The following is a 13,494-nucleotide window of genomic DNA, read 5'->3' on the forward strand; positions in this document are numbered from 1 at the left end:
GACTGTGACACTGATGGGGGAACGTCTTGCGCACGATGAGCCATGAGGACTACCTCGGCAGCCGGCGCTTCCCCGGGCTCGACGGCCTGCGCGCGCTGGCCGCGACGATGGTCATCTTCTTCCACTTCGGCGGCCCGAAGTGGGGCTGGCTGTCGGGCTGGGTCGGCGTCTACATCTTCTTCGTGCTGTCCGGCTTCCTGATCACGACGCTGCTGCTGCGCGAGCAGGACCGCACCGGCCGGATCTCGCTGTCGAACTTCTACATCCGGCGCGTCTTCCGGATCCTGCCGCCGTACCTGGTGATCCTCGGCGGGATCGTCGCGTTCGTCGTCCTGCGCGGCGAGTTCCACGCCCGCGACTTCCCGAACGCGCTGAAGTTCTACCTGACGTTCCTCAACGAGTTCCTGCCCTCGTTCACCAACGGCACGGACAACTTCTTCAGCGGCTCGTGGACGCTGGGCATCGAAGAGAAGTTCTACCTGGTCTGGCCGTTCCTGCTGGTCGCGATCGGGATCGGCGCGGCCAAGCGCAAGTTCCTGCTGGTCGGCGTGGCGATGGTCACGCTGCTGGCCCTGGTGCCGCTGACCACCGGCGGCTGGATCCTCGGCGACTCGAAGGTCGCGATCTACCGCTCGACCATCCACTACTTCATCCTGGCCAGCGGCTGCCTGCTGGCCATCCTGCTGCACTACCGCCGCGGGTACGCGCTGCTGAAGCCGCTGACGCACCCGCTGGCCGCGATCCCGATCGTCGCCGCGTTCGGCCTGCTGCACACGAACCTCGACACCCTGTGGAACGAATCGCGGCAGAACCTGCTGCTGCTCGTGGGGTACACGGTGCTGACGATGCTGCTGCTGATCGTCCTGGTCAGCCCGGGCCCACTGGGCTGGCTGCTCGGCACGGCGCCGATGCGCTTCGTCGGCGAGCGGTCGTACTCGCTCTACCTGCTGCAGGGCCCGGTGCACTTCGCCGTCGTCCAGGCGGTGCCGGGGCTCGTGGTGAACCGCACGGTCACTGCGTTGACGGTGTTCCTGGTCGGCCTGGCGATCGCGGACCTGATCCACCGCTGGGTGGAGAAACCGCTGATCGACGTCGGCAAGCGGCTCATCACGCGCAAGGAAGCCCGGCGCGAGGAGCGGGAGGCCGCCGAGCAGCCTGCCGAGCCTCGCGTCGAGCCGTCCCCGGCGTCGGCCAGGACGTCGGTTCCTAGCGCTCCAGGACGATGATCGGGATGATCCGGTCGGTCTTCTTCTCGTAGTCGGCGAAGCCCTCGGCGTGGGCGATCATGCCCGCGTACAGGCGGTCGCGCTCGGCGCGGTCGGCGATCACGGTGGCCGTCGCCTCGAACTTCTCGGTGCCGACCTCGAGCGTCACCTTCGGGTTCGCGACCAGGTTGTGGAACCACGACGGGTTCTTCGGCGCGCCACCCATGGACGCGGCGATCACCAGGCGGTCGCCGTCGCGGGTGTAGACCAGCGGGGACAGGCGCTCTTCGCCGCTCTTCGCCCCGATCGTCGTGAGCAGCAGCACGTTCTTGCCCTCGAACATGCCGCCGACGACACCCTTGTTCGCGCGGAACTCCTCGGCGACCCCCTGGTTCATCGCGCGAACTTCGGTCAAACCCGGAACCTCGGACGTCATCTCAACCCCTGTTTCTTGCCGGTACGCTCGATCGGTACCCCGAGGTAGGCTCGGGAGCGGCCGAAGCGTTTGTTTTGCAAACAAAGCTACCGACGGGAGGAGTGCGATGTCAACGGAAGCCGGGCCGAGTGTCGAAGACGGCGTGCGGCAGCTCCTGTTGCTCATGCCGCGCCTGGTCGGCCGGGCGAAGCGCACTCCGGTCCCCGACGAGCTCAACGGCTGCACGCTGGCGCCGCGGCACCTCTCGCTGCTGTCCTACCTGCTCTTCGACGGCCCGATGACGGTCACCGAGCTGGCCGGCCGCCTGGAGGTGGCGCCGACGACGGCGAGCCTGATGGTCGGCGACCTCAGCCGCCAGGGCGTGCTGAACCGCGCCGAAGACCCCGCCGACCGCCGCCGCACGATCGTCAGCATCCAGCCGGACAAGCGCCCCGCCGTCGACGCCTGGCTGGCCCGCGGCGCGCAAGCGTGGAGCAACGCGCTCACGCCGTTGACGCCGGCCGAGCGCAAGCTGGTGATCTCGACGCTGCAGGCCTACGAACGCGGCTCCTGCGAAGGCCCCGCCTGCTAGCTCAGGCGTCGCTGCCCTTCTCGCGCGCCAGCTTCCGCTGCGCTTCCGCGCGCTCGCGGCACTTGCGGAGGAACTCGTCGTCGTCATCCGCGCTCGTCGCCGCGAACCGGCCCGGCCGGTCGTACTCCGGGAACGCGGGCGCGGTGCGCTCGTAGCGGCCGGTGGCGCGCGACACCTGCTGCGGCCGCCCCGCGATCAGCCAGACGATCGACCCGACCAGCGGCACCAGCAGCACCAGCAGCAGCCACAACGTCTTCGGCAGGTTGCGGCACGACGACTCGTCCGTGGTGATCACGTCGACCAGGCAGAAGATCCACAGCCCGAGCGTGACGAAACCGAGCAGCCCATCCATGTACAGCAATTTCCGGCCTTCCCCCAGAGAAATGAACGCGGTAGTTCTAGCAGAGGCCACCGGCAGAACTTCCACGGGTCACCCGGAGTACTTGGGGCATCCGGAGATTCGGCGACGACACCCACGCCGTTTCCGCTTCTGTCAGGCGGAAACCCCGCAACGCCTGGAGAACCCCGGTCGCGAGGGCGATCGCGTGCGCCGGCCCCGGGCATTCGCGCGGTCCGGCGCCGAACGGCGTCCCGGTGAGTTCGACGGAGACGTCCTCACCGTCGACGCGGCGGCGCGTGCGCAGCACCGGCGGATCGGCCAGCAGCTCGCCCGGTTTTCCGGCCAGCCGCGCGGAAAGCGCGTTGCCGATCAGGCCGGCGGTGGCGTCGCAGGCCTGGACGAGCAGGCCGATCCGGGCGGCCGCGTGTTCGTCGGCTCCCCCGCACGCGTCGATCAGCCGTCCCATCGCGGCTTCCGCCGCCTCGGAGGGCGTGACGTGCGGGTGGTACGCGGCCGCGACCAGGGCGACGTCCGCCGAGACGTCCGGCAGCCCCAGCGCCTCCGCGAGCACGCCGACCGGCACCGGCCGGGCGATCACGGCCATCACATCGACGTCTTCGACCAACTCCACGATCCGCTGGGTCCACGCAAAAGCCTTGTCCCGCAACGCGTTCTCGTCGATCCCGGCGAGCAGCGACACGGCGAGGGCGCGCCGCCGGACGTGGTCGGCGCCGTTGCTGAAGCGGGCGACGGATGCGCGCAGCCAGGCGACACCGCCGGGCGGGACGTGGGCGGGAACGGGTGGCACCGGGGCGGTCAGCTGGGTCATGCGGTGACCGTAGGCGCGGGAAACGTCGGCGCCCGCCGAAGTTTCAGAGCGCCGACGTCGCCGGGAACCAGGTCGCCTGCGGGCCGGCGCAGCGCGTCACCCGCGGGACGGCGTGCTCGAACCACCAGGCCTCGGTGACTCGGCCGTCGGGCAGCCGGTAGGTCGGCGGGCCGGCGACGCGGGCGAGCCCCGCGGCCTGCAGCGACCGCGCGCTCGCGACGTTGCCGACCTCCGCGCCGGCGCGCACCCGCGGCAGGCCGAGGTGGTCGTGCGCCAGGACGAGCCCGGTGGCGAAGAGCGTCCGGCCGATGCCGCGGCCGCGGTAGTCGGGGGCGAGGTAACCACCGGTCTCCGGCCCGCCGTCCTCGCCGGTGTGCACGCTGACCAGCCCGACGCACCGGCCGGCCTCGATGTCGATCATCACCAGGTCGATCGACTGCGGATCCGGCGACACCCAGTCCGGCCCGGTACCGGGCACGACGCGCAACGCGTCCGCACGAGCCCCCCGCGCGACGATGGAGTCGCGCTGCCAGCCGAGCCACCGCTGCGCGGCCGGATCACTCCCACAGGCGACCGCGGCGGCGTACTCCCAGGCGGTGGGCGTGCGGAACAGGAAGCGCCCGGTGCGCACCACATGGCCGGACCGGTCGCAGGCCCGCTTGGACATCAGGCGCCCGCGCCGGCTGAGCCGGTCGAAGATCCCCTTGGTGGCTGGCAGCATCGCGGCGAAATCGTAGCGGAGCGAGCTCGCGGCAGTGCTCGTTACGGCCAGGACGCGGCTCCGGCCGCCGCCGACACCTCGCGGCAACGACGCCGGGAGTGCTCCCGTTCTTCCGGCGCGGCTCGCGAATCGCGGCGGCCGTCCGCCGGAGTGGTCGTCGCGGCTCCGGCCGCCGCCGGTACCTCGCGCCGAACCCGGTCGCCGGGGCCGCGTCATCGCCCCAGGCTCCCGCGGCATCGCGGCGAAATCGTAGCGGAGCCGTCGGCGGCCGGTTGTTATTGTGACCCGATGACGGCCGTACCCGAGGCGACCGAACTGGACGGCTCCGGCCGTGCGGCCCAGCCTCGTCAGCTCATCGTGACGGTGTACGGCCTCTATTCGCGCACCGAAGGCGGCTGGCTTTCCGTCGCGTCGCTGATCGATCTGCTGGCCGCCGTCGGGGTCGACGAGCCCGCCGTGCGCTCGTCGATCTCCCGGCTGAAGCGGCGCGGGATCCTCGAGGCCGTGCGGCGCAACGCCACCGCGGGCTACGAGCTGTCCGACGACGCCCGCGGGATCCTGCGCGAAGGTGACGAGCGGATCTTCCGCCGGGAGCGCGCGACTCCGGCCGACGGCTGGCTGCTCGCGGTGTTCTCGGTGCCCGAGACCGAGCGGCACAAGCGGCACCTGCTGCGCACCCAGCTCGCCCGGATGGGCTTCGGCACCGCCGCCTCGGGCGTCTGGATCGCGCCCGCGCACCTGCACGACGTCACGGCCGAGGCGCTGACCCGCCTCGGTCTCGCCGGGTACGCCGACCTCTTCCGGGCCGACCACCTGGCCTTCGGCGACGTCGCGGCGAAGGTCCGCGACTGGTGGGACCTCGACCGGCTCGACGAGCTGTACACGACGTTCCTCGACGAGCACGGCCCGGCGCTGCGACGCTGGCAGCGGCGCAAGTCCGTCGCCGACGAAGAGGCCTTCGGCGACTACGTCCGGGTGCTCACCGGCTGGCGGCGGATGCCCTACCTCGACCCCGGCCTGCCCGCGGAGTTCCTGCCGCGCGACTGGTCTGGCATCCGCGCGGCCGAGCTGTTCTTCGAGCTGCACGCCCGGCTGGAGGACCCGGCCCGCGCCTACGTCTCGAAGGCGATCAACCTCGGCTGAGTCCTCTGCCGCGGCTTGTCGTGAGTGGTTAGGGCGGTTCTAACCGCCCTAACCACTCACGACCGCGAAGCCTTGGACCTCGACCAGCGCCTCTTCGTCCCAGAGCCGGTCGACGCCGATGCCGGCCATCGCCGGGTACTCGGTGCCCGCAAGCCGCCGCCAGACCGCGCCGATCTCACGCGCGTGCGCCCGGTAGTCGGCCATGTCGACGATGTAGATCGTCACGCTGCAGAGGTCCGCGGGTGCGCCGCCGGCCGCGCGCAGCGACGTCAGCAGGTTGCCCAGCGCGCGCTCGAACTGCTCGACGACGCCGTCGCCGACGATCCGGTTCGACGCGTCCAGCGCGGTCTGCCCGGCGAGGAAGACGACGCGCCCCTCGGCGACCACCGCGTGCGAGAACCCGGACGGCTTGCCCAGCTCCGGCGGGTTGATGCGTTCCATGCGGACACGGTAGCCCATCTTTCGCCTCATTGACGGTCGTACGCATGACGACATACCCTGGACGGCGTGCGTATCGCGGTCATCGGCGGCGGCCCGGCGGGCCTGTACTTCGCCGCGCTGACGAAACAGCTCGGCCCGGGTCACGACATCACCGTCTGGGAGCGCAACGCGCCCGACGACACCTTCGGCTTCGGCGTGGTGTTCTCGGACGAGACGCTCGGCGGCATCGAGCACGCCGACGCGGCCGTGCACGAGGCCATGCGCGCCGAGTTCGCCCGCTGGGACGACATCGACGTCCACTACCGCGGCACCGTCACGACCTCGGGCGGCCACGGCTTCGCCGCGATGAGCCGCAAGCGCCTGCTCGGCATCCTGCAGGACCGCTGCGCGGAACTCGGCGTCGAGCTGCGCTTCCACGAAGAGGCGCCGGTCGACTTGTCGGCCTACGACCTGGTCATCGCCGCCGACGGCGTCAACTCCGCGGTCCGCGCGAAACACGCCGAGCACTTCCGGCCGAGCGTCGAGACGCGCCGGTGCCGCTACATCTGGCTCGGCACGGACCTGGTGTTCGACGCCTTCAAGTTCTACGTCCTCGAGACGCCGGCCGGGAACATGCAGATCCACGGCTACCCGTACGGCCGCGAGGGCAGCACGTTCATCCTCGAAGTGCAGGAGGACGTCTGGCAGCGGACGTTCGCCCCCGTCGCGGCGACCGCGCTCAAGCCCGGCGAGAGCGACGAGAACTCGATTTCGCTGATCCGCGAACTCTGTGCCGACGTCCTGCAGGGCCACGCCGTCATGGCGAACAACTCGAAGTGGGTCACGTTCGGCACCGTGCGCTGCGAGACCTGGGTGCACGGCAACGTCGTCCTCCTCGGCGACGCCGCGCACACCGCGCACTTCTCGATCGGCTCCGGCACGAAGCTGGCGATGGAGGACGCGCTCGCGCTGGCCGCGTGCCTGCACGAAAACGCGGGCGTCGCGGAGGCGCTCAAGGCGTACGAGCTGGAACGGCGGCCGGTCGTGACGTCGACCCAGCGCGCCGCGCAGGCCAGCCTGGAGTGGTTCGAGAACATCGCGCAGTACGCCCACCAGGACCCGCCGCAGTTCGCGTTCAACATCCTCACGCGCAGCCGCCGCGTCACCTACGACAACCTCCGCCTGCGTGATCCGGAGTTCGCCGCCGAGCTGGACCACTGGTTCGCGCGCTCGCTCGGCACGACGTCGCGGCCGCCGATGTTCCAGCCGTTCAAGCTCGGCGAACTGGAGCTGCCGAACCGGATCATCGTCTCGCCGATGGACATGTACTCCGCGGTCGACGGCGTTCCGGGCGACTTCCATCTGGTGCACCTGGGCAGCAAAGCCCTCGGCGGCGCCGGGCTGGTGATGACGGAGATGGTCTGCGTCTCGCCCGAAGGCCGGATCACGCCCGGTTGCGGCGGCCTCTACACGGCCGAGCAGGAAGCCGGGTGGAAGCGGGTCGTCGACTTCGTGCACGCCCAGTCGCCCGCTCGCATCGGCGTCCAATTGGGACACTCCGGCCGCAAAGGCTCGACAAAGCTCATGTGGGACGGCATCGACGAGCCACTGCCGTCGGACAACTGGGAAGTCTGCGGACCTTCGGCGCTGCCGTACTCCGAGCGGAACCAAGTCCCCCGCGAACTGTCCACAACGGACATGACGGCGATCCGGGACGAGTTCGTCGCGTGCGCCGAAGCCGCCGCCCGCGCCGGGTTCGACGTCCTCGAACTGCACTGCGCGCACGGCTACCTGCTCTCTTCTTTCCTTTCCCCGCTGACGAACCAGCGGACCGACGGCTACGGCGGCTCGCTGGAGAACCGGCTGCGCTTCCCGCTCGAAGTCTTCGACGCGGTCCGTGCGGTGTGGCCCGCCGAGCGGCCGATGACCGTCCGGATCTCGGCGACCGACTGGGCGGACGGCGGCATCGACGCCGACGACGCCGTCGAGATCGCGCGCGCCTTCGCTTCCCACGGGGCGAACGGTATCGACGTCTCGACCGGTCAGGTCGTGTGCGACGAGAAGCCGCAGTACGGCCGTAGTTACCAGACGCCGTACGCCGACCGGATCCGCAACGAGATCGGACAGGAGTACGGCATCGCGGTGATCGCCGTCGGCGCGATCTCGTCGTACGACGACGTCAACTCGCTGATCCTGGCCGGCCGCGCGGACCTGTGCGCGCTGGGCCGCACGCACCTCTACGATCCACAGTGGACGTTGCACGCGGCGGCCGAGCAGGGCTATCCGATCGCCTGGCCGAAGCAGTTCGCCGCGGGCAACCGCAAGCCGCAGACCGGCCGCAGTGACGGCCCGGAACCGCGGCTGGACCTCGTCCGGTCGGGCCCGGCCGGTACCGCCCACGCCCGCTGGCGACCGGAAGGCGACCGATGACCTTCACCCTGAACGCGGACCAGCACGCCTTCGCGGCGGACGTCCGGAAGCTGGCCGAGGAGCAGCTGCGCCCGCTCGCCGAGTCCGGTGTGGAGGGTGCCGTCAACCGCCCGCTGCTCAAGGCGATGGGCGCGCTCGGCCTGCTCGCGCGGCTCTTCCCCGGCGTCGCCGACGGAAAGCCGTCACGCCAGGCCGCCGCGACGGACCTGTGCATCCTGCGCGAGAACCTTGCGACCGTCAGCACCGAGGCCGAGACGGCGTTGGCGTTGCAGGGCCTGGGAAGTTACCCGATCCTGCAGTCCGGACAGGACGATCAGGTCGCGAAGTGGCTGCCCGCGGTGGCGGCCGGTGACGCGGTGGCGGCGTTCGCGCTGACCGAGCCGGACGCCGGTTCGGACGCCGCCGCGCTCTCGCTGAAAGCCGAGCCCGACGGCGACGGCTGGCGCCTCACCGGCGAGAAGATGTGGATCTCCAACGCCCCCGAGGCCGACTTCTACACGGTGTTCGCGCGCACCACCGAAGGCGCGGGCTCTCGCGGCGTCAGCGCGTTCGTCGTCCCCGGCGACCGTCCGGGCCTCGGCGGCGAGCACTTGGACCTGGTCAGCCCGCACCCGATCGGCACCGTCACGTTCGACGGCGTCGAGGTCCGGCGCGAAGAGCTGCTCGGCGAGGAGAACCGCGGGTTCGCGGTCGCGATGCGAACCCTGGACCTGTTCCGCCCCAGCGTCGGCGCGTTCGCCGTCGGGATGGCGCAGGCCGCGCTCGACGCCACTGTGGACTACACCGGGCAGCGCGAAGCCTTTGGCGGCCCGCTGATCAAGCAGCAGGCGGTGGCACACGCGCTGGCGGAGATGGCGACGCGCACCGAAGCCGCCCGGCTGCTCGTCTACGCGGCGGCGGGCGCGTACGACGCGGGTGAGCAGAACCTCGGCGGCCGCGCGGCGATGGCGAAACTGTTCGCCACCGAGGCCGCCCAGTTCGTCGTCGACTCGGCGGTCCAGCTGCACGGCGCCCGGGCCCTGCGGCGCGGGCACCTGCTGGAGCACCTCTACCGCGAGGTCCGCGCGCCGCGCATCTACGAAGGGGCGTCGGAGATCCAGCGGACGATCATCGCGCGGTGGCTGGCTTCCGCTCGAGCCACCACTGGCTGAAGACGAGCGCGATCGCCACACCGCCCCAGGACGAAATCGCCGCGACGCTCTGCGAGTAGGCCAGCTCGCTGCCGCCGAACGTGGTCGGGATCTGCGGCTCCAGCACGACCATCGCGATCGGCGTGATCAGCCGGTTGACGATGATCGAGAACGTCAACGACGCACTGCGGATCATCCACTTGCGGTGGTCGCCGAAGCGGCGCTCGCGCACCGCGCGCCAGCCGGCGAAGGTGCAGCCGAGCCAGAGCAGCGCCGCGACGATGTCACTGACCCGCGTCGTGGGCCCGAAGGGGCTCTGCGAACCGATGGTCAGCGCCATCACCCCGGCCGGCAGCACGCCGGCGAAGACGTACGCGCGGCCGGCGTAACGGTGGAAAACGGGGTACGTCCGGCGCAGCCACGGCCAGATCTGCAGCACGGCGCCCACCATGGCGACGGATCCGAAGATCACGTGGGCGACGAGGAACCAGTAGTGCGCGGGAAAGCCGGCCGGCTGCGGCACCCGCGACCGCGCCGGGTCGAAGGCGAGGTACGGCGGCAGCGAGAAGGCCAGGAAAGCGAGCACGAGCAACGCGAGCGGCCCGATCCACGGCCGTCGCCACCACGGCGGCCGCTGCGGTGGCGCGGGTCTGATTTCGGTCCGGACACTCATGGTTCCCCCAAGGGTCGGCTACCCGTACGAAGCTAGGGAAATCCCCGGGGCCCAACCATGGGGCCTGCCACCGCCACCCTGGTGGGGCCCGCCTTACCGCCGAAAAGCCGTGAAGGCCTCCTTACCGGCCATAAGAGCCGGTAAGGAGGCCTTCACGGACGTCGCTCAGCTGCCGCGGACCCGGCGGACCGTGTCGCGGTAGAAGAGGCCGCTCTGCTTGACCGTGCGCTCCTGCGTCTCGTAGTCCACCCGGATCAGGCCGAACCGCTTCGCGTAGCCGTAAGCCCACTCGAAGTTGTCCAAAAGGGACCAGGCGAAGTAGCCCCGGACGTCCGCGCCCGCGTTGCGCGCCGCCGCCACCGCGGCGATGTGCGAGGCCAGGTACGCCGTGCGCTGCTCGTCGCGGACGAAGCCGCTCGAATCCGGGTCGTCGTCGAACGCCGAGCCGTTCTCCGTGATGTACATCGGGACGCCCGGGTAGTCGCGGCCCAGGCGGGTCAGCAATTCGGTGAACTTGTCCGGCAGGATCTCCCAGCCCATCGCCGTCGTCGGCTCGCCGAACGGCACCGTGCGGGACGTCGGGACGCCGTCCGAGTCGACCGCGCTGCCCTGCTCGTCGACGCCGGAGAACTGCTGGCCGAAGTAGTAGTTGACGCCCAGGAAGTCCAGCGGGGCCGAGATGATCTCCAGGTCGCCGTCCTGCACCGGCAGCTTGACACCGCGCGCGGCCAGGTCCTCGACCACGTCTTCCGGGTACTCCCCGCGCACCAGCGGGTCCAGGTAGATCCGGACGCCCAGCCCGTCCGCCTGCCGCGCCGCGCGGACGTCTTCCGGCGCGTCGGTCGCCGGGTCGGCGGTGCACATGTTCAGCGTGATGCCGAACTCCGTGTCCGCCGGCGCGGCTTCGCGCATTCGCTGCGTCGCGAGGCCGTGGCCCAGCAGCAGGTGGTGCACCGCGTGCAGCCCGGCCGCGTAGTCCCGGCGGCCCGGCGCCATCACGCCGTGCACGTACCCGTGCATCGCCGAGCACCACGGCTCGTTCAACGTCGTCCAGTGCCGCACGCGGTCCTTGAGGCGGTCGAACACCAGCATCGCGTAGTCCGCGAAGCGGTACGCCGTGTCCCGCGCCGGCCAGCCGCCCGCGTCTTCGAGCTCCTGCGGCAGGTCCCAGTGGTAGAGCGTCAGCCACGGCGTGATGCCCTTGCCGAGCGTCTCGTCGACCAGCCGGTCGTAGAACCCGATGCCCGCCTCGTTGACCGGGCCGCGGCCGCGCGGCTGGATCCGGGGCCACGCCACGGAAAACCGGTAGGTGTCCGCGCCCAGTTCACTGACCAACCCGATGTCTTCGGGCATCCGGTGGTAGTGATCGCAGGCGATGTCACCGTTGTCATTGTTGTCGATCGCCCACGGGACCTGGCAGAAAGTGTCCCAAATGGACGGTGTGCGCCCGTCTTCGGAGACCGCTCCTTCGATCTGGTACGCGGCGGTGGCCACGCCCCAGCGGAAGTCCGGCGGCAGGCTGTCGATCAACGCCTGCTGCTGCGCGGTCGCGGCTGTGGTCTCGGTCAAGGCGGCTCTCCTCCAGTGGTACCGGACAGGACGGGCGACGTTCAGGGGGTTGCGACGGGGTGCAGGAAACACGCCACTTCGCGCGACGCGTCGCCGCCGGGCAGGCCCAGCACGGGCACCTTCGAGTCGCACGGCTCGAAGGCCTTGGGGCACCGCGGGTGGAACGCGCAGCCGGCCGGCATGCCCCGCGTGTCCGGCGGTGAACCCGGGATCCCGCTGAGCTCGCGTCGCGGACCCCGCAGCGCGGGGAACGAGTTCAGCAGGCCGTAGCTGTACGGGTGCAGCGCGTCCCGGTAGAGCGCCGACGCCGGGGCCTGTTCGACGATCCGGCCGCCGTACATGATCGCGATCCGGTCGGAGAACTCGACCAGCAGTGAGAGGTCGTGCGTGATGAACAGGACCGAGAAGCCCAGCCGCTCACGCAGTTCCACGAGCTGGCCGAGGATCTGGCGCTGCATCACGACGTCGAGCGCAGTGGTCGGCTCGTCCATGATGACCACGCGTGGTTCGAGCGCCAGCGCCATCGCGATCATCACGCGCTGGCGCATGCCGCCCGAGAGCTGGTGCGGGTAGGCCTCCAGCCGGTCGGCCGAGATGCCGACCAGCTTCAGCAGCTCCTTCGCCCGGGCCACCCGCCCGGCGCGGGTCGTGTCCGGCTCGTGCGCCTTGATGACGTCGACGAGCTGGGTGACGACCTTGTGCACCGGGTTCAGCGAGTTCATCGCGCCCTGGAACACGATCGACGTCTCGGCCCAGCGGAAGTCGCGCAGCTGCTTGTGGGTCAGCTTCAGGACGTCGTACGGCTCGGCGTTCTCGGGGTGGTAGATCACCTCGCCGCCGCGGATCACGCCCGGCGGTGCGAGCAGCCGCGTCAGCCCGTAGGCCAAAGTGGACTTCCCGCTGCCGCTTTCCCCGGCCAGGCCGAGGACTTCGCCGCGGTTGAGCGTCAGGTGCACGTCGCGCACCGCGCGCACGGCCTCGTCGCCGACGCCGTAGTCGACGTCGAGGCCCTTGATCTCCAGGACCGGTGTCATGATGCCTGTTCCTCCCGCCCGAGCACGGGCGTGAAGCCCACTCGCATGTGCTGCGTGCGTCCGTGGATGTCCTTCACCTTCGCCTTGCCGCTGCCGCGCAGCCGCGGGCTGACGAACTCGTCGATGCCGAAGTTCAGCAGGGACAGCGCGGTGCCGAGGACGGCGATCGCCAGCCCGGCCGGCACGAACCACCACCAAGCGCCCTGGGCCAGCGCCTGCTGGCTCTGCGCCCAGAACAGGATCGTGCCCCAGTTCCAGTTCGAAAAGCTCGAGACGCCGACGAACGCCAGCGTGATCTCCGACATCACGCCGAAGATCACCGTGCCGACGAAGCTGGACGCGATCACCGCCGTCAGGTTCGGCAGGATCTCGAAGAAGATGATCCGCCACGTCGACTCGCCGGTGGCGCGCGCCGCTTCGACGTATTCCCGGCCTCTCAACGAAAGGGTCTGCGCACGAAGGACCCGCGCGCCCCACGCCCACGACGTGAACCCGATGACCACCGCGACCAGGTAATCACCACCGCTCGGCAGCGCGCTGCCGATGATGATGATCAGCGGCAGCGCCGGGATCACGAGGAACACATTGGACAGTGCGGAGAGTCCTTCACCCGGCGTCCCGCCGAGGTAACCGGACGTGACGCCGACGACGACCGCGAGGATCGTCGCCACCACGCCGGCGGTCAGCCCGACGAGCATGACGCTGCGGGTGCCGACCAGGACCTGGCTGAAGATGTCCTGGCCGAGGTGCGTGGTGCCGAACCAGTGCCGGCCCGACGGCCCTTCGAGCAGGTCGTTGCTGCGGGCCGACGGGTCGAACGGCGCGATCCACTCACCGATCACCGCGATGATCAGGAAGAACACGATGACGCTGAGCCCGGTGATCGTCTTGCCGCCGGTGAGGAACCGGAACCGGCGCCGCTTGGCGCGCCCGGCGATGGCGTCGATCGGGAGGGCCTGGGCGGCCTTGACGTCCGCTGCTGGTACCGCCATG

Annotated in this window: 14 protein-coding genes; 5 read left to right on the plus strand and 9 right to left on the minus strand. The window is 70.5% G+C overall.

Translation table 11 applies throughout. The features are described from left to right. Nucleotides 1–35 precede the first annotated feature (35 nt). A complete protein-coding gene (locus OHS58_RS31645) occupies nucleotides 36–1,226 on the plus strand; it encodes an acyltransferase family protein (protein WP_328649889.1) in 1,191 nt (396 codons plus the stop codon). Here OHS58_RS31645 and OHS58_RS31650 read toward each other — a convergent pair. Further along, nucleotides 1,207–1,602: a nitroreductase family deazaflavin-dependent oxidoreductase gene (locus OHS58_RS31650; RefSeq protein WP_328649890.1), complete on the minus strand. Its 396-nt coding sequence runs from the start codon at nucleotides 1,600–1,602 to the stop codon at nucleotides 1,207–1,209. The genes OHS58_RS31645 and OHS58_RS31650 overlap by 20 nt on opposite strands. A gap of 145 nt (nucleotides 1,603–1,747) precedes the next feature. Here OHS58_RS31650 and OHS58_RS31655 point away from each other — a divergent pair, with 145 nt between their 5' ends. Then, nucleotides 1,748–2,212, plus strand: coding sequence for a MarR family winged helix-turn-helix transcriptional regulator (locus OHS58_RS31655; RefSeq protein ID WP_328644941.1), 465 nt, complete (start codon nucleotides 1,748–1,750; stop codon nucleotides 2,210–2,212). 1 nt (nucleotide 2,213) lies between these two features. Here the strand turns inward: OHS58_RS31655 and OHS58_RS31660 are convergent, their stop codons facing one another. Genes OHS58_RS31660 through OHS58_RS31670 form a run of 3 tightly spaced genes read right to left on the minus strand, consistent with a single transcriptional unit; the run spans nucleotide 2,214 to nucleotide 4,102 of the window. Further along, nucleotides 2,214–2,573, minus strand: coding sequence for a PLDc N-terminal domain-containing protein (locus tag OHS58_RS31660; RefSeq protein ID WP_328644942.1), 360 nt, complete (start codon nucleotides 2,571–2,573; stop codon nucleotides 2,214–2,216). A gap of 37 nt (nucleotides 2,574–2,610) precedes the next feature. Next, the gene (locus tag OHS58_RS31665) at nucleotides 2,611–3,381 is read right to left on the minus strand and encodes a hypothetical protein (RefSeq protein ID WP_328644943.1); all 771 of its coding nucleotides are present in this window, start codon (nucleotides 3,379–3,381) and stop codon (nucleotides 2,611–2,613) included. 43 nt (nucleotides 3,382–3,424) lie between these two features. After that, nucleotides 3,425–4,102, minus strand: coding sequence for a GNAT family N-acetyltransferase (locus OHS58_RS31670; RefSeq protein WP_328644944.1), 678 nt, complete (start codon nucleotides 4,100–4,102; stop codon nucleotides 3,425–3,427). Between the two features lie 288 nt (nucleotides 4,103–4,390). On the opposite strand from OHS58_RS31670, the gene OHS58_RS31675 reads away from it, so the two are divergent. Beyond that, complete coding sequence (locus tag OHS58_RS31675) at nucleotides 4,391–5,245, plus strand: PaaX family transcriptional regulator (RefSeq protein WP_326944597.1); 855 nt, start codon at nucleotides 4,391–4,393, stop codon at nucleotides 5,243–5,245. A 48-nt stretch (nucleotides 5,246–5,293) separates the two neighbouring features. Here the strand turns inward: OHS58_RS31675 and OHS58_RS31680 are convergent, their stop codons facing one another. Next, a complete protein-coding gene (locus OHS58_RS31680; protein WP_326944598.1) occupies nucleotides 5,294–5,686 on the minus strand; it encodes a RidA family protein in 393 nt (130 codons plus the stop codon). Between the two features lie 66 nt (nucleotides 5,687–5,752). Here OHS58_RS31680 and OHS58_RS31685 point away from each other — a divergent pair, with 66 nt between their 5' ends. Further along, nucleotides 5,753–8,095 carry a bifunctional salicylyl-CoA 5-hydroxylase/oxidoreductase gene (locus tag OHS58_RS31685; protein ID WP_328644945.1) on the plus strand — a complete coding sequence of 781 codons (2,343 nt, stop codon included), beginning with the start codon at nucleotides 5,753–5,755 and terminating at the stop codon, nucleotides 8,093–8,095. After that, nucleotides 8,092–9,246, plus strand: a complete 1,155-nt coding sequence (locus OHS58_RS31690; protein ID WP_328644946.1) for an acyl-CoA dehydrogenase family protein — start codon at nucleotides 8,092–8,094, stop codon at nucleotides 9,244–9,246. Before OHS58_RS31685 ends, OHS58_RS31690 begins: the two co-directional genes overlap by 4 nt. Here OHS58_RS31690 and OHS58_RS31695 read toward each other — a convergent pair. From OHS58_RS31695 to OHS58_RS31710, 4 genes are all read right to left on the minus strand, one after another. Beyond that, complete coding sequence (locus tag OHS58_RS31695) at nucleotides 9,203–9,832, minus strand: DUF2306 domain-containing protein (RefSeq protein WP_442788319.1); 630 nt, start codon at nucleotides 9,830–9,832, stop codon at nucleotides 9,203–9,205. The two genes, OHS58_RS31690 and OHS58_RS31695, sit on opposite strands and share 44 nt — an antisense overlap. Nucleotides 9,833–10,063: 231 nt before the next feature. Continuing rightward, a complete protein-coding gene (locus OHS58_RS31700) occupies nucleotides 10,064–11,467 on the minus strand; it encodes a GH1 family beta-glucosidase (RefSeq protein ID WP_326957458.1) in 1,404 nt (467 codons plus the stop codon). A 41-nt stretch (nucleotides 11,468–11,508) separates the two neighbouring features. Beyond that, nucleotides 11,509–12,501: an ABC transporter ATP-binding protein gene (locus OHS58_RS31705; RefSeq protein ID WP_326944603.1), complete on the minus strand. Its 993-nt coding sequence runs from the start codon at nucleotides 12,499–12,501 to the stop codon at nucleotides 11,509–11,511. After that, nucleotides 12,498–13,493 (minus strand): ABC transporter permease, encoded by a 996-nt coding sequence (locus OHS58_RS31710; protein ID WP_328644948.1) that lies wholly within the window; start codon nucleotides 13,491–13,493, stop codon nucleotides 12,498–12,500. The genes OHS58_RS31705 and OHS58_RS31710 overlap by 4 nt, the downstream gene beginning before the upstream one ends. Between the last annotated feature and the right edge of the window lies 1 nt (nucleotide 13,494).

The sequence above is a fragment of the Amycolatopsis sp. NBC_00348 genome, from assembly GCF_036114655.1.
Taxonomy (GTDB): Bacteria; Actinomycetota; Actinomycetes; order Mycobacteriales; family Pseudonocardiaceae; genus Amycolatopsis.

Coding starts and splice junctions, on each gene's coding strand:
- OHS58_RS31645 (WP_328649889.1), top strand. CDS start 36: ATGAGCCATGAGGACTACCTCGGCAGCCGGCGCTTCCCCGGGCTCGAC.
- OHS58_RS31650 (WP_328649890.1), bottom strand. CDS start 1,602: ATGAACCAGGGGGTCGCCGAGGAGTTCCGCGCGAACAAGGGTGTCGTC.
- OHS58_RS31655 (WP_328644941.1), top strand. CDS start 1,748: ATGTCAACGGAAGCCGGGCCGAGTGTCGAAGACGGCGTGCGGCAGCTC.
- OHS58_RS31665 (WP_328644943.1), bottom strand. CDS start 3,381: ATGACCCAGCTGACCGCCCCGGTGCCACCCGTTCCCGCCCACGTCCCG.
- OHS58_RS31670 (WP_328644944.1), bottom strand. CDS start 4,102: ATGCTGCCAGCCACCAAGGGGATCTTCGACCGGCTCAGCCGGCGCGGG.
- OHS58_RS31675 (WP_326944597.1), top strand. CDS start 4,391: ATGACGGCCGTACCCGAGGCGACCGAACTGGACGGCTCCGGCCGTGCG.
- OHS58_RS31680 (WP_326944598.1), bottom strand. CDS start 5,686: ATGGAACGCATCAACCCGCCGGAGCTGGGCAAGCCGTCCGGGTTCTCG.
- OHS58_RS31690 (WP_328644946.1), top strand. CDS start 8,092: ATGACCTTCACCCTGAACGCGGACCAGCACGCCTTCGCGGCGGACGTC.
- OHS58_RS31705 (WP_326944603.1), bottom strand. CDS start 12,501: ATGACACCGGTCCTGGAGATCAAGGGCCTCGACGTCGACTACGGCGTC.
- OHS58_RS31710 (WP_328644948.1), bottom strand. CDS start 13,493: ATGGCGGTACCAGCAGCGGACGTCAAGGCCGCCCAGGCCCTCCCGATC.